Below are 22,606 nucleotides of genomic sequence, written 5' to 3' on the forward strand. Positions count from 1 at the left end.
CCTCTTACCCCCTCCCTCGCGCGTCAGCGCGGGGGAGGGTCGGGGTGGGGGCATTCGAACTTTGAAGCAGATACCGACCGCTATTCGGCTAAGGCGGGAAGGCTGGCGGCACCCAGGATCGGGCCTGGACCCGGAACCTGCAGGAGGGCCGCATAGGCGCTGCCCAGGGGCAGTTCGCCAACCGGAAGATCGAGACTGAGCGCGGCACCCGACCAGGTGGCCACGCGGCGGAAGCCGCGCACGATGTTGTATTCGACCAGGGTCTTGCCGGCGTTCTCGCCGCGCGGGACTTTGGTCTCGTGCTTGGGGTCGTAGCCCACCAGCCAGACCTCGCCCGGTCCGGAGCCGGCACCGATCTCGAGCTTGAGCGCGTCCGCCTCGCGCTTGAGCCTGACGGAGACGGTGGGACGAAGGGCGGCGGCGATGGAGCGGGCGACGGCACCGCGGTCGGAGCCCACCTCATGCACGGCCCCTTGGATCACCAGCTGCGGGGTGTAGATCACCCGCGCGCCCAGCGCGCCCCCGTAGTCCCGCTGCCGCTTGGTGGCGTCCGCCAGGGCATAGGGATCCTTCCAGCCGATATAGTCCCAATAATCCACATGGAAGGCGAGCGCGATTGCGTCCGGGCGCTTGGCGAGCTCGCCCAGATAGGCGTCGGCCGGCGGGCAGGAATCGCAGCCCTGGGAGGTGAAGAGCTCGAGCACCACCGGCGCCCGTGTCTCGGCCGCAGCGCTCATGAGGCCGAGGCCGACCAAGACCGGCGCCAGCGATAAGATGAGCCGTCTCGTCGTCATGGCCGCAACTTTACCACTGGCCGTCTCCGCCCGGCCTCACGATCGCGTGCTGCGCCCCACTTGCGTTTACCGCCCTGCCTCACGATCGCGTGGAGTGCCCCCACCCCAACCCTCCCCCACGCTGACGCGCGGGGGAGGGAGTAAGGGCGTCGCGCTCTCGGCTCCCTCCCTCGCGTCTTCGCGGGGGAGGGTTGGGGTGGGGGCACTCCTCGGCGTCCACTTGCGTTTGCGCGTGGTCTCAGCGAAGAGTTAGCTCAGCTATTCCACGCTCGATAAAACGGAGCTTGTCGCCATGCAAAGGTCGCTTCTCGTCCTCGCCTTCGCCAGTCTCGTCGTCGCTGCAAGCCCGGCTGAGGCCCAGCAGAAGAGCCCGCCCACCTGTGCTGCCATCGACTTCCGGCCGGTGGCCGACGGCATGTCCGATGGCGAGCAGGAGGCCGGCCTCTACAAGTCCCGCTTCGGCCGGATCGAGGTGCGCGGCATCGTCAAGGGCGGCAAGGCCGAGGACTATGCGATGGCCTTCAACGGCAAGAAGGCGGCCCCGCTCGCGAGCCTGCCCAAATCGGTCGAGAAGTGCTTGGCCGAGAAGAAGGTGCCGGTGCCGACGAGTGCTGCCCAGCAGGCCTGCGGCGGCTCGAAGCTGAAGGTGGTGATCGACAGCTCGGCCAGCCCGAAAATTGCCCTGCTCTACGGCTTGCAGGGCAGGAGCTGGCGCTTCTGCCACGCGGCTCAAGTCTAACTCCGGGCCGCCAGGACCGCGCCGCAATACGATCCGCTGCCGGCCGGCGCCGGCGCCGGAGAGGCCTAGCTCGATTCCAGGATGAAGCGCGGCCCCAAGCCCTGCACCGGCCTCGCATCCAAGGGAAACAGCTGGGCGAACTTGCCGATCTGCTCGCGCGAGGCCTGAATCGGCTCGCGGAAGACGATCCAGCTCACCCCCTCGGCACAGGGCGGGGTGGTGAGCGAGCCCGGATAGCGAAACAGGCCGCCGCTTCTCGGCAGCAACGGTCTCGGATCGATCGTCGTCGCCAGCTTCAGCTCCGGGCCCTCGGCCCGGGGCATCGCCTCCCAGATCGGCTGCAAGGCGGCATTCGCCGGGCCCGGCTCGATCATGACGCCGAGCACCGCCAGCCGTCCGGCAGCCGAGCGGTGCACGAAGTGGCATTCGAGGTCGAAGCGGCGTCCGCCGATGAGATGCTCGCTTGGATGATGGAAGTGGAACTGCAGGAGATCGTAGCGCTCGCCGGCGAGCCGCATCAGGTTTCCCGGCACGGCGTTGATCTGGACCGTATGGCCATTGTTGAGGATGGCGAGCGGCATCGGCCGCCACTCCACCTGGGGCGGCTGCAGCTCGGCGCGCACCGTGCCGGCGAGGTCGATCGGGCTCTGCTCCTTGCCGAGGCCACAGATTCGAAACTCCGGGTCGAGCTTGCCCCATTCCTCGGGGCCGGCTTCGCCCTCATAGCTCCAATGGGCGCTTGCCGCCCGAGCGCCCCGGCCGGTGCCAAGACAGAGCGGGCAAAGCGCCGCAGCGAGGCCACCCAGCAGATGGCGGCGGGTCAAGCGGGAAGTCATGGGCGTCCGTCCCCGTTCCGGGTGTTGTCGCAGCTTCAGGGCGCACTCTACCGCATTCGCCCGAGGAGGGAACCCGTGCTCGCCGGCGACACCGACGGCCTTGCCCAGCGCCGAACATCCGGCTAAGAGGCCGCTCCGTCCTCTTCGCCGAGGCGGATCTTTGGAAAAGGGAGGCCCGGTGAAAATCTGCGTTTACGGAGCGGGTGCCGTCGGCGGTTATGTCGCAGCCCAGCTCGCCCGGGCGGGCCATCGGGTCGCCGTCATCGCCCGGGGGCCGCATCTCGCCGCCCTGCAGCGGGGCGGCCTCACCTTGGAGATGGCTGGCGAACGGCATCGGATCGAGGTCGAGGCGGTCGACTCGCCGGAAGCGGCCGGTCCGCAAGACTTGGTCGTCCTCGCGGTGAAGGCGCCGGCGATCGCCGCCATCGCCGGACGCCTACGCCCGCTCCTCGGGCCCAAGACGCAGATCATGGCGGCGATGAACGGCATTCCCTGGTGGTTCTTCGCCGGCTTCGATGGGCCCTGGCGGGGCCGGGTCCTGGAGTCCGTCGACCCCGGCGGGACGATCGGCCGGGCGATCCCGCTGGAACGGCTGATCGGCGCCGTCATCTACATGGCAACCGACGTGCCGGAGCCGGGCCTCATCCGCCATTCCATAGGCGGCAGACTGGTCATCGGCGAGCCCAAGGGTGGTTCCTCGCCGCGCCTGGAAGAGCTGGGCAAGAGCCTTTCGGTTCCCGGCCTCGAGGTGAAAACGACCGCGCACGTCTGGACCGAGGTTTTCCTCAAGCTGGCCGGCAACGTCTCCTCCAACACCGTGAGTGCCCTCACCCACGGCACGGCGGCGGAGATGTACGATCACCCGGGCGTGCGCGAGGTGCTGCTGGCGGTCACCAGCGAAACCTATGCGGTGGCCGAGAGCCTCGGCATCACGCTCGGCATGTCGCCGGAAAAACGCATCGAGACCGGCGCCCGCCTCGGCGCCTTCAAGAGCTCGATGCTGCAGGACGTCGAGCAGGGTCGGCCGATGGAGGTGGAGGCGATCATGGGTGCGGTCAAGGAGATGGCACTCATGACCGGCGTCGCGACACCCACCCTCGATGTGGTGTTGGCGCTCTTGAGCCTCCGCGACCGGACCCTCAGGCGCGGCTAAGCCACTACTCCGCCGGCGCCGGGCCCGGCTGCGGGGTCCCGTGCGCCGGTGCTGCGTGCGCCGGCGCCTCGCCGCGGCGCTCGCCATGCTCGAGGCGGTTGATGAGATCGCTCACATGGCTCGACGGCTTGGTATAGCCGGCCAGCAGGCTATAGAAGACCGGCACCACGAACAGCGTCAGCAAGGTGGCGAACAACACGCCGAACACCACCACCACGCCGATCGCCTGCCGGCTCTCGGCGCCGGCACCGGTCGCATAGGCGAGCGGCAGGGCGCTGAAAGCGGTGGCGATCGAGGTCATGAGGATGGGCCTCAAGCGGATCACCGCGGCCTCGTGCACCGCCGCCGTCACCGCTTTGCCGCCGGCACGGAGCTGGTTCGAGAACTCGACGATCAAGATGCCGTTCTTCGCCACGATGCCGACCAGCATGATCATGCCAATCTGGCTGTAGACGTTGAGGGTCACGCCGGAGAACCAGATTCCGCCCAAGGCCCCGGTCACCGCCAAGGGGACGGTGAGCATGATGACCAAGGGATGGATCCAGCTCTCGAACTGCGCGGCCAGCACCAGGAACACCACGATCAGCGCCATGCCGAAGGTGAAATAGAGCGCCGAGGTCGATTCCCTGAACTCCCGGCTCTCGCCCTTGTAGGTGAGCCGCGCCTGGGGCGGCAGCTCGCTCGCCACCACCTGCTCGACGAAGCTCAAGGCCTCGCCGAGGCTGTAGCCCGGCGCGAGCGAAGAAAGAATGGTGACCGAGCGCAGGCGATCGACGCGGTTCAGCTCGGCGGCGTCCGCCACATCGCGGAGAGTCACCAGGCTGTTCAGCGGCACCAGCGTGCGCGTCGTCTGCGAGCGCACGAAGATGTTGGTCAGGTCGCGCGGCTGGGCGCGGTTCTCGGCCGAGGTCTGGACGATGACGTTGTACTCATCGCCGCGGTCGCTGAAGGTGGTGACGATGCGTCCGCCCAGCATGGTTTCCAAGGTACGGCCGAGCTCGTCAATGGCCACACCCTGATCGGCGGCGCGGGCGCGGTCGATGACCACGCGGAGCTGCGGCTTGGTTGGATCGTAGTCGGCGCTGATGTTCTGCAGGCCGGGATTCTGGCGCATGCGGTCCATCAAAGCATCGCGCCAGCCCACCAGCTCCTCGTAGCTGCTGCCGCCGAGCACCACCTGCACCGGCTGCTGGAAGAATTGACCCAGGCTCGGCTGGTTGATGGCGACCGCGCGCACGCCGGGCATGCCGTTCAGCTTGGCGAAGAGCCCGCGCACGATGTCCTGCTGCTTGCGGGTGCGCTCGCTCCACGGCTTGAGGCGCACGGTGATGAAGGCCTGCTTCACGTCGCCCGGGCGCCCGAAGGAAGGGGCGATGTTGGCGAAGACGCGGAGCGCGGTGCCGTCGTCCACCAGCGGCTTCAGGATCTTCTCGACCTCGATCACGTTGTCGCGGGTGTAGTTGATGCTGGAGCCTTCCGGCGCCACCACCTGGATCAGGAAGAAGCCGCGATCCTCGATCGGCGAGAACTCCTTCTGCAGCATGTTGAAGAGGCCGATCGCGCTCAAGCTGGTCGCCAGGCCGAGCGCCATGACGATGACCGGCGCCCTCAGCGCCGCACCCAGCAGGCGATGGTAGCCGGTGGTCATCCCTTGGAACACCGGCTCGGTCAATTTGTGCAACAAGCCTTCGGATTCGACTGGCGTCAGCATCTTCGAGCACAGCATCGGGGTGAGCGAGAGCGCGACCATGCCCGAGAACAGCACGCAGGCGGCGACCGAGATGCCGAACTCGCTGAACAGCCGTCCGATATTGCCCGGCAGGAAGGAGATGGGCACGAACACGGCGATCAGCACCAGCGTGGTCGAGACGACGGCAAAGCCGATCTGCTGGGCGCCGCGAACCGCCGCCAGCAGCGGCGGCATGCCCTCCTCGATGTGCCGGTGGATGTTCTCCAAGACGACGATGGCGTCGTCGACCACGAGCCCGATGGCCAGCACCAGGGCCAGCAGGGTCAGCACGTTCAAGGAATAGCCGTAGCCGGCGATCACCATCATGGCGCCGATGATGGCCACGGGAATGGAAATGGCCGGAATCAGCGTCGCCTTGAAGGAACGCAGGAACACGAAGATGACGCCGACGACCAGCGCCAGCGCGATGCCGAGCGCCAGGAACACCTCGTGGATCGACTGCGCGACAAAGAGCGAGGTGTCGAAGGAGATGTCGATCGAGACGCCGGGCGGCAGGGTCGGGCGCATGAGCTCGAACAGCGCCTTGACCTTGTCCGCGACCTCGAGGGTATTCGCGGTCGATTGCTTGACGATGCCGATGCCGACGGCGGAGCGGCCATTGTTGCGGATCTCGCCGCGGAGATCCTCGGCGGCGAGCTCGACCTTGGCGAGCTCGCCCAGCTTAACGGGGTAGCCCTGCTGCACCGCCACGATGACGTTGCGGAACTGGTCGGGGGTCTTGAGGCCGGTGTCGGTGCGCACGGTAAATTCGCGGTTCGAGGACTCGATGCGCCCGGCCGGCAGCTCGATATTTTGGCGCCGGAGCGAGTTCTCGACGTCCTGCACCGTCAGGCTGCGCGCCGCCAAGGACTGGCGATCGAGCCAGATGCGCATGGAATAGCGGCGCTCGCCGCCGATGCGCACCGCCGACACGCCGGCGATATTGGAGAGGCGGTCGACCAGGAAGCGCTTGGCGTAGTCGGTGAGCTCGAGGCCGACCAGGTTGTCGCTGGAGAGCGAGCCCCAGAGGATCGGCCGCGCGTCCGCCTCGACCTTGGCAATGACCGGCGGGTCGGCCTCGGTCGGCAGCTTGGAGAGCACGCGGCCGACCTTGTCGCGGATGTCGCTGGTCGCGGCTTCGATGTCGCGGTTGAGGAAAAACTCGACCGAGATCGAGGACGAGCCCTCGCGCGAGGAGGAGACGATGGTGCGCACGCCTTCGATGCCGCTGATCGAGTCCTCGAGGATCTGCGTCACCTTGACCTCGATGACGTTGGCCGAGGCGCCGCGATAGTTGGTGGTGACCGAGATGATCGGCGGATCGATGTTGGGGTATTCGCGCACCGACAGGCGCTGGAAGGCGAAGAGCCCGAAGATCACCACCACCAGGCTGATGACCGAGGCGAAGACCGGGCGGCGGATGGAGACGTCGGATAGGATCATCGGCGTTAGCCTCCCAGGCCCTCGACCGCCCTAACCGGAGTGCCGTCGCGGATCTTCTGAACGCCGGCGGTCACGACGGAATCGGTATTCTTGAGGCCGCCGACGATCTCGACGTCGCCCTGGCGCCGGAGCCCGATCTTGACCTCGGTCTTCACCGCCTTGCCATCGGCGACGACGTAGACGTATTGCCTGGTCCCCTCGGGCACCAAGCACTCCTCCGGCACGAGCATGGCGTTCTCGCGGCGCCCAAGGGTCAGCTGCACGGTCAAGAACATGCCGGGCTTGAGCGCGCCTTCGAGGTTGGGAATTTCGGCCCTGACCTCGGAAGAGCGGCTGACCGGATCGACGCGGCTGTCGACCACGGTCACCGTCCCTTTGAAGGGTTGTCCGGGATAGGCGCTGGCGGATGCCGCCACGGCGGAGCCGGGCTTCACCTTGGCGAGTGCCGTCTCCGGCACCGCGAAGCTGAGCTTGATCGTGTCGATGTCGTCGAGGGACGTGATCACCGTGCCCGGGCTGATGAGCGTGCCGACGCTGACGCGACGCAAGCCGAGCTTGCCGGAGAACGGTGCGACGATCCTCAGGTCGTTCAAGCGCGACTCGCTCATGCGGGCGCGCGCATCGGTGGAGCGGAACTGGCCTTCGAGGTCGTCGACGCGCGATTGCGGCGCATTGCCGGTGCCGAGCAGTGCCCGGGCACGCTCCAGGGCGACGCGCGCCTGCTCGCGTGCGGCCTTGCCGGCGTCGAGCTCGGCCAGGGTCTCCCGGTCGTCGAGCTCGAGGAGCACGGTTCCGGCCTTGACCGATTGTCCGTCGGTGAAGCGCACCGCCTTGACCATGCCGGCGGTCTTCGCCGTCACGGTGATGCTTTCATTGGCGAGCGCGGTGCCGACCGCTTCGATCGAGTCATCGATCGGGCCGAGGCGGACCGGCTTCACGTTCACCGGGACGGCGCGTTGCGCGGCGGCCGGTCCGGTGGCGGCGGTGGCGCTCGTGGAAGGGCTGGGCATTAGCTGGCCGCGGTAGAACCAGGCGCCGCCGCCGATGGCCGCAAGGACGGCGACGACGCCGAGCTGCGTTACCAGGCGCATGGGCGAGCCGCCTCATGCGCGAGCATGCGGTGCCGTGCTGCGTCGGGAATATCGCCCGTGTCGTCCACCCCACTCTCCACGCTTGCTCCCGGATCGGCTCCGCTCGGCGGTCTAGCGCCGCCCTTATCGTGAAAAGCCTTTCCTTACAGAAAATAGCCCAGCGCGTAGACCGCCGAAAGAGCCTCGTGCCGTCTTGACATGAACGTGACCCCGGACCGCCCCCAAGGCGGTCGGTTCAGGCCCCGGCCTGCGCCTCGGCCGCCGCGTCGTCTTCCGGCGAGCCATCGCCCTGAAGTGCGGCAGCGACCGGTGTGGCCGCCGGCTGGGGCACGAATCGCCCTTGCTCGTCGGCCGGCTTGCCGGCCCGCTGGCTCATCCGCCAGGCAATGAAGCCGGCCAGCGCCAGGCTCAGCAGCGTCACGAACCAGAAGAGTCCGGTCGGTCCGATCACCGCCATGATCTGGCTTGCGATCGCTGGGCCGGTGGCCGCACCGGCTGCCCACAAAAGCAGCAGGCTGCCGCTGACCGATACGACCTGGCGACGCTCGACGAAGTCGTTGGTATGGGCAACGCAGATCGGATAGAGGGCACCCAGGAGCCCGCCATGGAGAGCGAAGAGAATGTAAAGCGCCGGCAGCGACCATTGCCAAACCACCGCCAGGGCGGCACTCATGACCGACATGACGAGAACCACCGCCAGCAGCACGCTGCGGCGGTCGTACCGGTCGGTGAGCCAGCCGATCGGCCATTGCAGGCCTAGGCCGCCCAAGACCATGAACGCCATGAATTGCGCCACCTCGCCGGTGGAGAGGCCGATGCCGGCGGCGAACACCGGGGCCATGCCCGAGATCGAGGAGGCGATGAGGCCGGTCAAGATGCAGCCGACCACGCCCAAGGGCGAGAGCTCATAGAGCCGGCGGATGCCGACGCGCTCGGAGAGGGTCATCGTGGGCGCGGTCTGCGTCGTCGCCGCCACCGGCACCAAGGACAAGGAATAGACGAAGGCCGCCGTCATGAAGAGGAGCGGGCCCGCCGGGTCGGCCAGCAGCAAGAGAAGCTGGCCGCCGCCGAAGGCGAGCTTGTTCGAGATGGTGTAGAGCGCCAGCACCCTTCCCCGGAGCTTCGTCGGGGTGCGGGCATTGAGCCAGCTCTCGGCGATCATGAACATGCCGGCCGCGCAGTAGCCGTTGGCGGTGCGCAGCACGATCCAGGCATAGGGGTCGATGAGGAAGGGATAGGACAGGGACAGACAGCAGGTGAGCGCACCCAGGACGGCGAAGGCGCGGATATGGCCGATGCGGCGGATGAGCCTGCCGCCGACAATGCAGCCGGCGAGAAAGCCGACGGAATAGCCGGCGACGACAAGACCGATGAGCGAGGTGGCGAAGCCCTCGAGCGTCATGCGGAGCGCAATGAAGGTCGAGAACAGCCCATTGCCCAAGAGCATGAGCGCGATGCCCAGCATCAGCGCGCCCACCGGCAAGAAGAAGCGCGTCATGCTCCGGGGTCCCTCTCGATCGACCGGAACCGATCCTCAAACCGTTTCCGGCTGGGCCGCCTTGAAGGAAGCGGTCGCTTCCAGGCGCGTCGTCAGCTGGTCCAGCTTCTTGTAGCGGCCCGGGGGCAGCACCGTCGGCTGGCTGCGGGCGATGAAGCCGTGGCCGACGGCGACGGTGATATCCGCTTGGGTCAGACGGTTGCCGACGTACCACGACCCGGCGAGTGCGGCCTCGAGCGCGGCCAGGCCGCCGGCGGTCTGGGCCAAGAGCTGGTCGAGCCAGGGCTGGTGCACCTTCTCCGCCGGGCGCCGGTTTATCTCATAGGCGGCGCCGACCGCCTTTTCGATCGTGCCCAGCGCGATCGCGACGATCTTCTGCACCCGGCGGCGCTCCGGCCCCTTGGCCGGGGTCAGCGCCTTCGCCGGGCCGGCGAGCTCGTCCAGATAGTCGAGGATGGCGGCGGAATCGATCAGCGCCTCGCCATCGTCGAGGATCAGGGCCGGCACCCGCGCCAAGGGATTGTACGCCTCGATCGCGGCGCGGTCCGACACGGTCGACAGGATCTTCCGCTCGAACGGCAGACCCAGCTCATTGAGGCTGACGCCGACGCGACGCACGAAGGGGGAGAGATAGCGGCCGACGAGAAACATGGGCTGTTGCCTTTCGAGCTGGCGAACATGGCGGAAAGCGGCTGGAATCCATAGCATGTCTGCTCGCGAAGGGGCGAGGGCGCCGGCTTGCCGCGCGGCCTTCCGAGCGTCTAGCTTCGCCGGGGCGATCTTCCGCCGCATCGATGGAAATTCAGCGCTAGGAACGGGATGCACGACGTCGTCCTCACGCTTCTCGGCCTCAGCGGCCTCCTCCTGGTGACGAGCTGCCTGCCGCCCCTGGCCGAGCGGTTCAACATTCCGCTGACCGTGCTCTTGGCGCTCGCCGGTTCGGTGCTGGGGGCGCTGGCCCTGTGGAGCAGCGGCATGGAGGCCAACAAGCCCGGCATCGCCTTCCTGCACGCGCTCTCCCAGCTTGGCTTCAGCTCGGAAGCGTTTCTCTACATCTTCCTGCCGACCTTGCTGTTCGAGACCGCGCTCTCGATCGACGTCAGGCGCCTGGTTGACGATCTGGCTCCGATCCTGCTGCTCGCCGTGGTCGCCGTTCTGGTCTCGACCGCGGTGGTCGGCGGCGCGATTGCGATGACGTCGTCCTATTCGCTGGTCGCCTGCATGCTCCTAGGCGCGATCGTCTCCACCACCGACCCGATCGCGGTGGTCGGAATCTTCCGCGATTTGGGCGCGCCCAGGCGGTTGTCGGTCCTGGTCGAAGGCGAGAGCCTGCTCAACGACGCCGCGGCGATCGCGCTGTTCACGCTGCTCTTGGCCATGCTGACCGGCGGCCATGAACCGGATCTCTTGGCCGGCGTCGGTGATTTCGTCGTCAAGTTTCTAGGCGGCGTGCTCCTCGGCTGGACCGCCGCGTGGGCGACGGTCTGGCTGTTCGGCTGGCTGCGCGACATCAGCCTGGCCGAGATCACGCTCACCATCGCGCTCGCCTATGCCTTATTCATCCTGGCCGAGCAATTTGCCGACGTCTCCGGCGTGGTGGCAGTGGTGACCGGCGGCATCGCGGTCGCCGTCTACGGACGCACCCGGCTCTCCCCCGACAATTGGGACACGCTGCTGGCGAGCTGGCGGCAGCTCGGCTTCTGGGCGAACTCGCTCATCTTCCTGATCGCCTCCACGCTGGTGCCGCGCACCTTGATGGCGATGCACACGGGCGAGCTCTGGCTGCTGCTGGTTCTGGCGGCAGCGGCGCTGTTCGCCCGCGCGCTGGTGCTCTGGGGGCTGCTGCCAATCCTCTCCTGGATCGGACTTGCCCAGCGCATCAGCCACGGCTTTCTCCTGGTGATCCTGTGGGGGGGCCTCCGCGGCGCCGTCACCCTGGCGCTCGCCTTGGGCGTGGCCGATCATGCCGGCGTGCCCGACGAGGTGAAGCGCTTCGTGGCGCTGCTGGCGACCGGCTTCGTGCTGGTCACGCTCTTCGTCAACGCCCCCAGCCTGCGTTGGCTCATCCGGCTCCTCGGTCTCGATCGGCTGTCGCCGGCCGACCAAGCGATGCGCGATCAGGCGATCCGCTTGAGCCATGCCTCGGTGCGCGAGCATGTGGCGACTGCGGCGGAGGACAACCGCATCGATCCGGAAGCGGCCGCAGCGGTGCTCACGCGCTACGAGAGCCGCATCGCCGCCATCACCGAAAGCCGCAAGCGGGTCGCCGCCTTGAGCGAGAACGAGCGGGCCTATATCGGCCTGCTGACGCTGGCCAACCGCGAGGAGGAGCTGTATCTGCAGCGCTTCCGCGACCGCGTGGTCAGCCGCGAGATCGTCGACGGCTTGCTGGCCGAAGCCGGGCGGCTCATCGACGCCGTCAAGGGCGGCGCCGTCGCCGGCTATCAGAAGGCGGCCCTGCAGGCCCTCGGCTTCAGCCGCGCCTTTCGCCTGGCGGTCGCGCTCCACCAGCATTTCACCTGGAGCACGCCCTTGGCGCGCGGGCTGGCCGACCGGTTCGAGCATCTGCTCATCGTCCGCTTGGCGGTGGACGAGCTCAAATCCTTCATCCGCGGTCGGCTCGCCGCCGCACTCGGCGACGACATCGGCCAATCCCTCGAAGCCATCCTGGAGGATCGGCGGGACGGCGTGGCGCGCGCCTTGGAGGCCATGCGCCTGCAATACCCCGACTACGCCAAGACCTTGGATGCCCGCTATCTCGCCCGCGCCGCGCAGCAACGCGAGGGCGACGAATACCGCGCCCTCTTGGCCGAGCGCGTGATCGGACCGGAGGTCTACAGCGCGCTCGACAGCGACTTGGCCCAGCGCCGCGCCTTGGTAAACCGCCCGCTCCGGCTCGATCTCGGCATCAGCCGCGAAGTGCTGGTGGCCAAGATGCCGCTGTTCGCTCCGCTGACCCCCGATCAGCGCGGCCAAGTGGCCCGGCTGTTGCGGCCGCGTCTGGCACTGCCGGATGAGCGCATCCTCGAGCGCGGCGGCCGGGGCGATGCGATGTTCTTCATCTCCTCGGGTGCGGTCGAGGTGGAGATCGAGACCGGCCCGGCGGTCCGGCTCGGCACCGGGGACTTCTTCGGCGAGGTGGCGCTCCTGACCCATCGCCCGCGCAACGCCGGCGTGCGCGCGCTCGGATATTGCTGGTTGTTGACCTTGCAGGCGCGCGACTTCCAGCGCTTCATCGCTGCCCATGACGGGCTCGCCCAGCACATCAGCCGGGTGGCGCAGGAGCGGCCCGGCGTGGCCGGCTAGACCGCTCCTCAATCCTAGAGCCGGGGCGGTCTGATGCCGGCGGCGAGCGCGGTCACGTCCAGCAAGGCCGACATGTCCTTGCGCGCATAATCGCCCACCCGGCGCGCCTGGCCGAGGCACTCGCGCGCCGCCGCGCCGACGAACACCGGAACGCCGGCCTTGGCGGCGGCTTCGACGCCGAGGGAGAGATCCTTGTAGGCGAGCTCGATGGTGAAGCCCGGCTCGATGTCGCCCGCCAGCACCTTGACCGGCCAACCCATCTTGAGGTGGCCGTTGGTGGCCGTGGTGCCGTTGAAGACCTCGAGCATGCGCTCGACCGGGAGACCCAGCTTCGATCCCAAGGTCAAGGCCTCGGCGTTCATCTGGCAGGCGACGAGCACGAGGTAGTTGTTGACGAGCTTCATGCGGATGCCGGCGCCGGGAGGCCCGCAATGGATGACCGTCGTACCCATGGCCGAGAGCAGCGGCCGCACCCGCTCGAGAGCGTCCGCCTCGGCACCGACCATGAATAGACTCTCGCCGCGATCGGCATGCTGGGCTTGTCGGCCGACCGGCGCATCGACGAAGATGAGTCCCTTCGCCGTCGCCGCCTGGTGCAGCCGATCGGTCGTCTCCGGTGCCACCGTGCTCATGTCCATGATGACCGTGCCCTTGGCCGCGGCCTCGAGGACGCCGCCTTCACCAAGCAGGACAGCCTCCACGTCCGGCGAGTTCGGCAACATGGTGATCACCACGTCCGATGCCCTTGCGACCTCGCCGGCATGGCGCGCAATCTTGGCGCCGCGCTGCTCCAAGGCCCGCATCGGCGCCTCGAGGAGGTCATAGACCGTCAGTTGAAAACCCTTGGTCTGCATATTGGTCGCCATGGGCCGGCCCATGCGCCCCAGACCGATAAAGCCGATGCGATCCACCGTGTTTCCTCCGCGCAAGAGGGCCAACGCCCTGCCGGCTCACGCATATCGCGAATGCGGCACCGGAGCAAAGGCAACGCGCCCTTGATCCAACCGAGGAAGGGCGCATAGATGCCTTCGTCTGGATCACCCGTCGCTGGTGTGCCGGTTTCGAAGCGCGCCGGCATAGCCGGCGAGCTTCGGAACGGTCGGCACGCTGTAAATTCAATAGGCTAGTGTCGACCTAAATCTGAAATTCGTGGCAACGAAATTCCGATTCAGGTCGACACTAGCCAATGGCTGGATCGAATGACGACCCCTTCGGACTGGCTCCCGCAAGACCTCAAGGACCGCTCGACGCTGCGAACGCTTGCAGCCGGCGAAGCCCTGTTCCGTCAAGGCGGCGCTGCGTTCGGCATCTTTGCGGTCGAGCAGGGCCGCGTGCGTCTCGTCCGCCGCACCGCCGACGACCATGAGGTGACCCTGCACACGGCGCGCCCGGGCGAGCTGTTCGCGGAGGCCTCATTGTTCTCCGCCAAGTACCAATGCGAAGCGGTGGCGCCTGTCGCCTCTCGGGTCCGCGTCTACCCAAAGCTGGACGTGCTCGCCGCGCTCAGGGAAGATCCGAAGCTCGCAGAGCGGTTCCTGGAGGCGCTGGCCCACCAGGTCCATAGCCTCAGGGCGCGGCTGGAAGCGCGCAACATCCGCTCGGCGCGCGAGCGCGTTCTGCAGCACCTGGCGCTTTCGGCCGGGCCGGACGGCCGAACCGTGCCGCTCCCGGGCAGTTTGATGAATCTCGCCAGCGAGATCGGCCTCAGCCACGAGACGCTGTATCGAACCCTGGCAGCCCTGGAGAGGGACCGGCGGATCCGGCGAACGCCATCATCCATCGTTCTTCAAAAATCACGCTCCCTATGATTCAAATCATAGGGAGGAGGAGGTCGCTCGGTTAGGGTTGCAACCAACCCCAACCCGGAGGTCCCATGAATTCCCACCCGCGGAAAGCAGCGTTCGCGATTTCGCTCGTCGCCGTCGCCGGCCTGTCGATCGCCCAACTCGCCGAGCGCGTGGCGACCGCGTCGGCGCAAACCCCGGCACCTCCCATAACGGGGCAAGCGTCCCCTGGTCACGGGTCGATGCCGGGCATGACGCAGGGGCATGGACAGATGCCAGGCTCGATGCCGCACGATCAGCCGATGATGGGGATGCCGCCTCGGCCAGGCCAACCGCCAGGCAACATTCCAGCGATGCCCGGCCAGGATGCCTTCGGCGCCGTCCAGGAAATCGTCGGGATCCTGGAGGCCGATCCGAAGACGGACTGGTCCAAGGTCGACCTCGAAAGCCTCCGCCGGCACCTCGTCGACATGAACGAGGTGACGCTCAATGCCGAGGCTTCGTCCGCGCCGATCGCGGGCGGACTCGAGATCCGCGTCACCGGCAGCCGCCGCACGCTGGCGGCGATTCAGCGGATGGTGCCGGCCCATGCCGCGGAAGTCGATCGGGTGCGCCTCAACAGCTGGAGCGCCACGGCCGAAGTCTTGCCGGACGGCGTCCGGCTAAGGGTGACTGCGGCCGATCCGGCGGAGGTCGCCCATATTCGCGGCCTCGGCTTCATCGGCATCCTTGCGAGCGGCGCACATCATCAGCCGCATCACCTGGCGATGGCCAAGGGCGAGCCGGTCCACGCCCACTGAGGCCGCTCGAGGCGCCTCAGCCGCCCACGCCGTAGTTCTTGACCAGATAGTCGAGGATGATTTTGGCGTCGGCGGCGGCGATCGGCGCACCGAAGACATTGACCATCTTGTTGATCTCCGCCTCCCAGGTCTTGCGGTCCATGAAGGAGGCGTTCGTGCGGGTATAGTCGAGGCTGTGGCAGGAGGCGCAATTGGCCTCGACCGCGTCCCGTCCCGGCGCATCCTTCAAGGGCACGGGCCGCTCTCCGGCCTCGGCGCCGGTCGCGGTCATGAGAACCAGCGCCAACGCTGCCAACGGTGTCTTCATCGGGCTGCTCCGGTCAGGTGACGGTGATCGCCAAGGGGCGGATCACGTTGTTGTGGTAGCCGGCGGGATTGAAGATGAGGCTCTCGGTCTGCGTCTGCCCGAGAGCATTGCTCGCCTTCACCAGGATCTTGAAGGTGCCGGGGGTGGTCGAGGCGAACCGGAAGCTCCAGGGGCGAAATGCAAAGCGCCCGAGATCCTTGCCCAAAAGCGCTTGGCGCCAGAGCTTGCCGCCATCGCTCGAATACTCGACGCGGCGGATCCCGTAGCCGCCGTCCCAGGCGACCCCGCGCACGTCCACGGAATTGCCGCGCTCGAGCTTGCGGCCCGCCGCCGGAGAGGCGATGACCGAATTCACCACCATTTCGGTGATCGGCTCGTTCACCTCGGTCATCTGCGTGAGGAAATGCTGCACCACCGGAAACTTGCCGTTGGGAATGCGGTAGGCGCTCTTCATCCAGAAGCCGTCATAGGGCTTGGTCGCGGCATCGATGGTGATGAGGTGCTTCATCCAATAGGTAGCGGTCCACCCCGGCACGACGAGGCGCGCCGGGAAGCCGTTCCAATGCGGCAAGGGCTGACCGTTCATCTCGTAGGCGATGATGGTGTTCTCATCCAGCGCCTTCCAAGCCGGGATGCTCTTGATGAAGTCAGGCGTCTTGTCGATGAGCGGGCCATCGGCGCCGTTCAGCACCACCTCGACCGTCTCCTTGCGGATGCCGGCCTTGGCCAGCACGTCCCTCAGCCGAACGCCTTTCCAGACGGCATTGCCCATGGCGCCCAAACCCCATTGCACGCCAGGCACATGCGGGATGGAGAGTCCGCGCCGGTTGCCCGAGCATTGGCAGACGGCGGCGATCTCCACCTGTTCGAAGCCGCGCTGCAGATCCGCGAGGGTAAGCTCGAACGGGCTCGCCGCCCCCTCGCCGCCAATCCTGAGCGTCCAGCTTCCGGCGTCGATCTCCGGGGGAATGACGGCCAGGTGATAACGCACGAAGAAGGCGTCGTTGGGCGTGATCGCCGAGCCGAAATACGAGACCGGCGTCTCATAGTTGGGTGGCCGGTAGGATAGCTTGATCAAGGGCTTCTTGCCGGGGAGAGCATCGAGGATGGCGGTTTCGTACTCCCCATCCGGCAGTCCCAGAGGCAGGAATGAGGGTGTCGCGGCCCGGGCCAGGCCCGGTGCCGCGAGCGCCATCGCCCCGCCGATCCCCTTAAGGACTCTGCGGCGATCCATCATGGTTCGTCCCCTCCCCGTCGTTTCTCGCCCCCCGCGGGGGCGTTGGACCTAGCGGGTGCCTTGGGTTGCGGCTTGTCAAGAAAACAATCCCCTTGACCGTGGCGGGATTGTCACGGAAAACGCCGACATGAGCGGGGCGCGCCACATCTTCGCCACAATTCGGCTCCTGGCCGAGCGGGCACGCCGCGTGGTCCCCGCCGTCCTCTTCCTCATCGCCGGCTTGGTCAGCGGGTCGGCCTTTGCCAATCCCTGCACCAGCGCCATCGACGCGGCAGAGCGGCAATACGGTATTCCCTCCCGCCTGCTGCTGGCGATCGCCATTACCGAAAGCGGCGTCAACGGCATTCCCCATCCTTGGACCGTGCATGTCGCCGGCCGCGCGATCTATGCCTCGAGCCAGGCGGCGGCGGGCAAGTATCTCAGGGATGCCAAGGGCAGGCTGCGCGCCAACGCCTTTGCCGGCTGCATGCAGCTCTCGGTGCGCTATCACCGCGCCAACTTCCCCTCGCCCGAGCAGATGCTGAATCCCGGCGCCAATGTCGCCTATGCCGCGCGCTTCCTCACACTCTTCAAGGAGGATTACGGCACCTGGGGGCAGGCGATCGTCCACTATCAGGGCGGCAAGCCGCGCCAGCAGCTGGCCTACCTCTGCCGGGTCTGGCGCACGCTGGCAGCACTCGAGCCCACCAGCCTGCGTGAGCTCGAGACGACGCGCTGCGGGGCCCTGCCGCAGGTCCTCTATCTGGAGCCGCTGCCGGTCTCGACCACCACGGAGCCGGAGGACGAGGACGCCCAGTTGCAGGCGCGCCTCAATCGGCGCGAGCTCACCTGACGATCTTATCCGGGGCGCCTCCGGCCGCCCCTTGACCCTCCGCCTGCGGCCGGCATCATGGCCCCCTGTCCTCTCCCCCCTCCAGGTGCATCATGTCCATCCGTATTCGCAGCGTGCTCGTCGCCGGCTCCGGCGTCATGGGCCGCGGCATCGCGACCGCGTTCCTCCGCGCCGGCTGCCATGTCGCCGTGCTGAGCCGCAACCCAGAGAAGATCGCCGAGATCGTCAAGGGCGCGGCGGGCGCCGGAGCGCTTCCCGAGACGGCCCCCGACCTCATCGTCGAATCCATACCCGAGCGGGTGGATCTGAAGCAGGAGCTCTACGCCAAGATCGAGGCGAAATACGCCGGACGGCCGATCCTGGCGACCAACACCTCGGGCCTGGCGCTCGAAGATCTGGCGGCGAAGCTGAAACACCCCGAGCGGTTCATCGGCCTGCACTACTTCCAGCCGGCCGAGGTCATGCCCATGGTCGAGGTTTGCAAGACCCTCGACACCGCCGCCTCGGTGGCGGACGCGGTTTCAGCCGCGGTGCGCGCCTGCGGCCAGGAGCCGATCCTGCTCAATCGGCCGATCGTCGGCTTCCTCATGAACCGGCTGCAGCACGCGATCCTGCACGAGGCCTACTATCTCATCGATGAAGGCGTGTGCGGGGCGAAGGAGGTGGACGAGGTAGCCCGGCATCTCCTGGGGCCCCGCATGTGCATCACCGGCTTGATCGAGCAGAAGGACATCTCCGGCCTCGACACCCATGCGACGGTGCAGCGCCAGATCGTGCCGCACCTCAACCATTCCGATCAGCCCGGACGCATCTGCCAGGAGCTCTATGAACAGGGGCATTACGGCATCAAGACCGGGCGCGGCTTCTATGACTGGACGAAGCGCGACGGCAAGGCCTATGCCGCCCAAGCCAAGGCGAAGCTGGAACGGCTGATCGCCTTCTTGGCCAAGCAGCATTGAGCCGCCGCCCCGGCATTGACAGGGGCAAGCCTCGCTGGGTCAACTGATCCGCGCCCAACTTGTCGCCACGAAATCCCAGGGGAAGGAAGCTCGAGAGCATGACCGCGCGCCGCCGCAAGACCTATGACGAACTGCGCTCCAAACGCTGGTACGGGGTGGAGGACCTCCGCGCCTTCGGGCACCGCTCGCGCACGCTGCAGATGGGCTATGCGCGTGAGGACTGGGAAGGCAAGCCGGTGATCGCGCTCATCAACACCTGGTCCGACATCAACCCCTGCCACACGCATTTCAAGCAGCGGGTCGAGGAGGTGAAGCGCGGCGTCTGGCAGGCGGGCGGCTTTCCCATGGAGCTGCCGGCGATCAGCCTCTCCGAGGTCTTCCAGAAGCCGACGACGATGCTCTACCGCAACCTGCTGGCGCTGGAGACCGAGGAGCTCTTGCGTTCCTATCCCGTCGACGGCGCGGTCTTGATGGGAGGCTGCGACAAGACCACGCCGGCCTTGCTCATGGGCGCCATCTCCATGGGGCTACCCTGTATCTTCATGCCGGCAGGACCGATGCTCCGGGGCAATTGGCATGGGCATGTGCTGGGCAGCGGTTCGGACAGCTGGAAGTACTGGGCCGAGCTCCGCGCCGGCAACATCACAGAGAATGACTGGCGGGAGATCGAGGAGGGCATCGCCCGCTCGCCCGGCACCTGCATGACCATGGGCACCGCGGCCACCATGATGTCGGCGACCGAAGCCATGGGCCTGACCTTGCCCGGCGCCTCGTCGATCCCGGCTGCGGACTCCAATCATCCGCGCATGGCGGAGATGACGGGACGGCGCATCGTGGAGATGGTGTGGGAGGATCTGACGCCCGCCCGGATCCTCGGCAAGTCCGCCTTCGACAACGCCGTCACCACGGTGCTCGCGGTCGGCGGCTCGACCAACGCGGTCATCCATCTCATTGCGGTCGCCGGCCGCGCCCAAGCCGGCCTCGACCTCGACCGCTTCGATGCGATCTCGCGCCGGGTGCCGCTCTTGGCCAATGTGCGCCCCTCCGGCCAGTTCCTGATGGAGGATTTCTACTATGCGGGCGGCCTCAAGGCGCTGTTGGCCGCGCTCGGCGAGCTCATCGACGGTGCTTGCATGACCGTCAACGGCAAGACCATCGGCGAGAACATCAAAGGTGCCGAGATCTACAACGCCGAGGTGATCAGGAGCCGCAACGCACCGGTCAAGGACGCCGGCGGCCTTGCCATCCTCAGAGGCAACCTGGCCCCCAACGGGGCCGTCATCAAGCCGGCGGCGGCCGATCCCAAGCTCTTGAAGCACACCGGTCCCGCGGTCGTGTTCGAGGACTACAACGACATGGCCGCCAGGATCGACGACGAGGCCCTGCCGGTCACCGCCGACTCGGTCCTGGTCTTGCGCAACGCCGGCCCCCAGGGCGGCCCGGGCATGCCGGAATGGGGCATGCTGCCGGTCCCGAAGAAGCTCTTGAAAGAGGGCGTGCGCGACATGGTGCGCGTCTCCGATGCGCGCATGAGCGGCACCAGCTATGGCTGCTGCGTCTTGCATGTGGCGCCGGAGAGCTTCGTCGGCGGCCCCTTGGCCCTGGTCAAGACCGGCGATCCGATCGAGCTCGACGTGGAGAAGCGCACGCTGACGCTGAAGGTGGCGGACTCCGAGCTCGCTCGCCGCCGTGCGGCCTGGAAGGCGCCGCCGCCGCGCTACGAGCGAGGCTACGGCGCCTTGCACGCCCGCCACATCACCCAAGCCGACCAGGGCTGCGATCTCGACATCCTAGCGGCAACGGCGCGGGTGCCGGAGCCGGAGATCCACTGAGCGGCTTGGGGAACGCATCGGCGTGCGCGGCATTCATAGGCCATTGAACTAGTCGGCCAATGGCCTATACTGGCCGGGTGCATGAAGAACGTGGATCTCGAATGGGATTCGACGAAATCCGAATCCTGCTACCGTGAGCGAGGTTTCGATTTCCTCTATGCCGCCGGCGTGTTCCTCGACCCCGACTGCGTCGATGTCGTCGATGACCGCTATGACTATGGGGAAGAACGCCGCATCGTCTACGGCAAGATAGAAGGACGGCTTTACGTCGTCGTCTACACCTTGCGCGGAACCGTGCACCGGATCATTTCCGCGCGCCGGGCCAATCGTAGAGACGAAAGGAGGATCACACGTGCCGATCGTTAGAGCGCGCCTGGCCCGAGACGGTAGCGCGGTTCGGCTTGGCCGTGGACGGCAAAGCAAGATGCGGCCACGGGCCGATCTCGCGCGGATCGATGCGACCACGGCAGCCGAGCTTGCTCGGCAAGCGATGGACGATGAGCGCGCCGCGCAAGCGGATGCCGGGGCCTACGCCCGTGGCATTCGCCATCGCCTGAAGCTCAGCCAAGCGGCTTTTGCGCGGCAGATCGGAGTTTCGGTCGAGACGGTTCGAAACTGGGAACAGGGCAAGCGCTCGCCCGACCAGGCCGCTAGATCGCTCCTGCGCATCGTCGAACGCGAACCCGAAGCGGTGTTCCGAGCGCTATTGCGATGACGGTGATCTCCGCGTACGACCAAGCGTGGCAAATGGAGGCGATCAAGCTCGGCATCGCGGCCGCGGATCGCGGCGAATTGGTCGAGGACGATGCGGTCGGCGAGTGGATCGACTCCTGGGGCCGCCCGGATGAGATGCCCGCGCCAGCCAATCGACATCGCCGACCATAGGCCTTTCCCCAGCCGGGGCTGACCGTCCTCCGCGAGACGCCGGCGGCGCTTCCGGACGCGGACCGTAGCTTCGGCCATGATCTCGACATCCTCGCCAGGCCGGCGCGGCTGCCAGCTACGTCTTGGGCTGATCGAGGCGCTGCCGCTTCGCCGCCAAATGACCGATCCGTGGCACGGCCGGCGCTCTAGGAGTGGACGGCGCAATTTGCGCCGGTCCATCATGCGGGCGGCCGGCCGCGGCGAGCGATGCGGCGAGACAATCGGGGGCCCAGGCTCAGGGATAAGGTGCAATGGTCGCGGTCGCGTCGTTCTTCGCCGAATCCTACGCCGAGGCCCGTCAGAAATTCCTGGACGCCGTCGGCCGCTCCGGCGCGGTGCTCATCGACAGCCACAGGAATCCCACCTTGGGCCCGGATGGCGGCGCGCTCTTCACCGACGTGGCGCGGATCGGCCCCGCGAACGCCAAGAAGCTCCTGGTGCTCAATTCCGCCACGCATGGCATCGAGGGCTATTGCGGGTCGGGCTGCCAGGTGGGCTGGCTCTTGAAGGGGCACTATCACCGCGACGCCCAGCCGGACACCGCCGTCATCCTCGTTCATGCGATCAACCCCCACGGGTTCGCCTGGGGGCGGCGCGTGACCGAGGAGAATGTCGATCTCAACCGAAACTTTCTCGACCACGGCAAGCCGCATCCGCAGAACGCCGACTATGAGGTGTTGGCCGAGCACATCAATCCGATTGCGTGGACGCCCGAGTCCTTGGCGAAGGCGGATGCGGCGATCGCCCGCCACTACGGCCTGCCCAATGCCGACTTCCTGCCCAGCGCCGTGCATGGCGGCCAATATGTCAACGCCAAGGGCACCTTCTATGGCGGCGACGCGCCGACCTGGGCAAACCGGATCTTCCGGGCGATTCTCGCCGGCCATTGCTCCGGTGCGGCTGCGATCGGCCTCATCGACTACCACACCGGCCTAGGCCCGCTCGGCCATGGCGACCTCCGCTTTCGCGGCCGCCGCCATCTCGATCTGGCGCGCTCCTGGTACGACGAGGTCTCGACCGTCCCCGGCGCCGGCGCCACCTGGCATGTGCCATCGGGTCTGCTGGCCCTGGCGCTCGATGAGAGCCTCGCCCAGCGCACGACCGTGCCGATGGTGATCGAGTACGGGACCTACGACGTGAACTCGGTGCTGAAAGCCATTCGCGCCGATAATTGGCTGCATTGCCATGGCGATCTCGCCTCGCCGCAGGGCCGCGAGATCAAGGCGTTCATGCGCGAGATGTTCTATCCCTCGGTGCCGGAGTGGAAGATCATGGTGTTCTCGCGCTCGAACGACGTCATCCGCCAGGCGCTGGTCGGGCTGGCGAAGACATAGACAGCAAA

Annotated in this window: 21 protein-coding genes; 12 read left to right on the top strand and 9 right to left on the bottom strand. The window is 67.2% G+C overall.

Features of this window, described 5'->3' with window-relative positions:
- Positions 1-80 precede the first annotated feature (80 nt).
- Entirely contained in the window at positions 81-794 is a 714-nt protein-coding gene (locus HY058_00175) for a DUF1223 domain-containing protein (protein ID MBI3495700.1), read from the bottom strand.
- A 292-nt stretch (positions 795-1,086) separates the two neighbouring features.
- Between HY058_00175 and HY058_00180 the strand changes: the two genes are divergently transcribed.
- Positions 1,087-1,533: a hypothetical protein gene (locus tag HY058_00180; GenBank protein MBI3495701.1), complete on the top strand. Its 447-nt coding sequence runs from the start codon at positions 1,087-1,089 to the stop codon at positions 1,531-1,533.
- 65 nt (positions 1,534-1,598) lie between these two features.
- On the opposite strand, the gene HY058_00185 is transcribed toward HY058_00180, so the two are convergent.
- Positions 1,599-2,357 carry a carbonic anhydrase gene (locus HY058_00185; protein ID MBI3495702.1) on the bottom strand — a complete coding sequence of 253 codons (759 nt, stop codon included), beginning with the start codon at positions 2,355-2,357 and terminating at the stop codon, positions 1,599-1,601.
- Between the two features lie 190 nt (positions 2,358-2,547).
- Between HY058_00185 and HY058_00190 the strand changes: the two genes are divergently transcribed.
- Positions 2,548-3,522, top strand: a complete 975-nt coding sequence (locus HY058_00190; protein MBI3495703.1) for a 2-dehydropantoate 2-reductase — start codon at positions 2,548-2,550, stop codon at positions 3,520-3,522.
- Between the two features lie 4 nt (positions 3,523-3,526).
- Here HY058_00190 and HY058_00195 read toward each other — a convergent pair whose 3' ends face one another.
- From HY058_00195 to HY058_00210, 4 genes are all read right to left on the bottom strand, one after another.
- Positions 3,527-6,694, bottom strand: coding sequence for an efflux RND transporter permease subunit (locus tag HY058_00195; protein ID MBI3495704.1), 3,168 nt, complete (start codon positions 6,692-6,694; stop codon positions 3,527-3,529).
- A gap of 5 nt (positions 6,695-6,699) precedes the next feature.
- Complete coding sequence (locus HY058_00200) at positions 6,700-7,785, bottom strand: efflux RND transporter periplasmic adaptor subunit (protein ID MBI3495705.1); 1,086 nt, start codon at positions 7,783-7,785, stop codon at positions 6,700-6,702.
- 235 nt (positions 7,786-8,020) lie between these two features.
- Positions 8,021-9,283 (bottom strand): MFS transporter, encoded by a 1,263-nt coding sequence (locus HY058_00205; protein ID MBI3495706.1) that lies wholly within the window; start codon positions 9,281-9,283, stop codon positions 8,021-8,023.
- 36 nt (positions 9,284-9,319) lie between these two features.
- On the bottom strand, positions 9,320-9,991 hold the full coding sequence (locus tag HY058_00210) for a glutathione S-transferase family protein (protein ID MBI3495707.1): 672 nt from the start codon (positions 9,989-9,991) through the stop codon (positions 9,320-9,322).
- Between the two features lie 111 nt (positions 9,992-10,102).
- On the opposite strand from HY058_00210, the gene HY058_00215 reads away from it, so the two are divergent.
- On the top strand, positions 10,103-12,589 hold the full coding sequence (locus tag HY058_00215) for a cation:proton antiporter (GenBank protein MBI3495708.1): 2,487 nt from the start codon (positions 10,103-10,105) through the stop codon (positions 12,587-12,589).
- 14 nt (positions 12,590-12,603) lie between these two features.
- Here the strand turns inward: HY058_00215 and HY058_00220 are convergent, their stop codons facing one another.
- On the bottom strand, positions 12,604-13,500 hold the full coding sequence (locus tag HY058_00220; protein MBI3495709.1) for an NAD-binding protein: 897 nt from the start codon (positions 13,498-13,500) through the stop codon (positions 12,604-12,606).
- 288 nt (positions 13,501-13,788) lie between these two features.
- Between HY058_00220 and HY058_00225 the strand changes: the two genes are divergently transcribed.
- Together HY058_00225 and HY058_00230 are read left to right on the top strand one after the other, a co-directional pair.
- Positions 13,789-14,397, top strand: a complete 609-nt coding sequence (locus tag HY058_00225; protein MBI3495710.1) for a Crp/Fnr family transcriptional regulator — start codon at positions 13,789-13,791, stop codon at positions 14,395-14,397.
- A gap of 248 nt (positions 14,398-14,645) precedes the next feature.
- The gene (locus HY058_00230; GenBank protein ID MBI3495711.1) at positions 14,646-15,173 is read left to right on the top strand and encodes a hypothetical protein; all 528 of its coding nucleotides are present in this window, start codon (positions 14,646-14,648) and stop codon (positions 15,171-15,173) included.
- Between the two features lie 16 nt (positions 15,174-15,189).
- Here HY058_00230 and HY058_00235 read toward each other — a convergent pair whose 3' ends face one another.
- Positions 15,190-15,480 (bottom strand): cytochrome c, encoded by a 291-nt coding sequence (locus HY058_00235; protein MBI3495712.1) that lies wholly within the window; start codon positions 15,478-15,480, stop codon positions 15,190-15,192.
- Positions 15,481-15,493: 13 nt separating this feature from the next.
- Positions 15,494-16,717 carry a molybdopterin-dependent oxidoreductase gene (locus HY058_00240; protein MBI3495713.1) on the bottom strand — a complete coding sequence of 408 codons (1,224 nt, stop codon included), beginning with the start codon at positions 16,715-16,717 and terminating at the stop codon, positions 15,494-15,496.
- Positions 16,718-16,844: 127 nt separating this feature from the next.
- Between HY058_00240 and HY058_00245 the strand changes: the two genes are divergently transcribed.
- The 7 genes from HY058_00245 to HY058_00275 all read left to right on the top strand — a co-directional run bounded on the left by HY058_00245 (position 16,845) and on the right by HY058_00275 (position 22,598).
- Positions 16,845-17,549 carry a transglycosylase SLT domain-containing protein gene (locus tag HY058_00245; protein ID MBI3495714.1) on the top strand — a complete coding sequence of 235 codons (705 nt, stop codon included), beginning with the start codon at positions 16,845-16,847 and terminating at the stop codon, positions 17,547-17,549.
- A 92-nt stretch (positions 17,550-17,641) separates the two neighbouring features.
- Positions 17,642-18,508 (top strand): hypothetical protein, encoded by an 867-nt coding sequence (locus HY058_00250; protein ID MBI3495715.1) that lies wholly within the window; start codon positions 17,642-17,644, stop codon positions 18,506-18,508.
- A gap of 98 nt (positions 18,509-18,606) precedes the next feature.
- Positions 18,607-20,340 (top strand): dihydroxy-acid dehydratase, encoded by a 1,734-nt coding sequence (locus HY058_00255; protein ID MBI3495716.1) that lies wholly within the window; start codon positions 18,607-18,609, stop codon positions 20,338-20,340.
- Between the two features lie 90 nt (positions 20,341-20,430).
- Positions 20,431-20,706: a BrnT family toxin gene (locus HY058_00260; protein ID MBI3495717.1), complete on the top strand. Its 276-nt coding sequence runs from the start codon at positions 20,431-20,433 to the stop codon at positions 20,704-20,706.
- Between the two features lie 58 nt (positions 20,707-20,764).
- Complete coding sequence (locus HY058_00265) at positions 20,765-21,055, top strand: helix-turn-helix domain-containing protein (GenBank protein ID MBI3495718.1); 291 nt, start codon at positions 20,765-20,767, stop codon at positions 21,053-21,055.
- The gene (locus HY058_00270; GenBank protein MBI3495719.1) at positions 21,052-21,225 is read left to right on the top strand and encodes an antitoxin; all 174 of its coding nucleotides are present in this window, start codon (positions 21,052-21,054) and stop codon (positions 21,223-21,225) included. The genes HY058_00265 and HY058_00270 overlap by 4 nt, the downstream gene beginning before the upstream one ends.
- Positions 21,226-21,515: 290 nt before the next feature.
- Positions 21,516-22,598 (top strand): DUF2817 domain-containing protein, encoded by a 1,083-nt coding sequence (locus HY058_00275; protein ID MBI3495720.1) that lies wholly within the window; start codon positions 21,516-21,518, stop codon positions 22,596-22,598.
- The last annotated feature ends 8 nt before the right edge of the window (positions 22,599-22,606 follow it).

Source organism: Pseudomonadota bacterium (assembly GCA_016195085.1).
GTDB lineage: Bacteria > Pseudomonadota > Alphaproteobacteria > SHVZ01 > SHVZ01 > JACQAG01.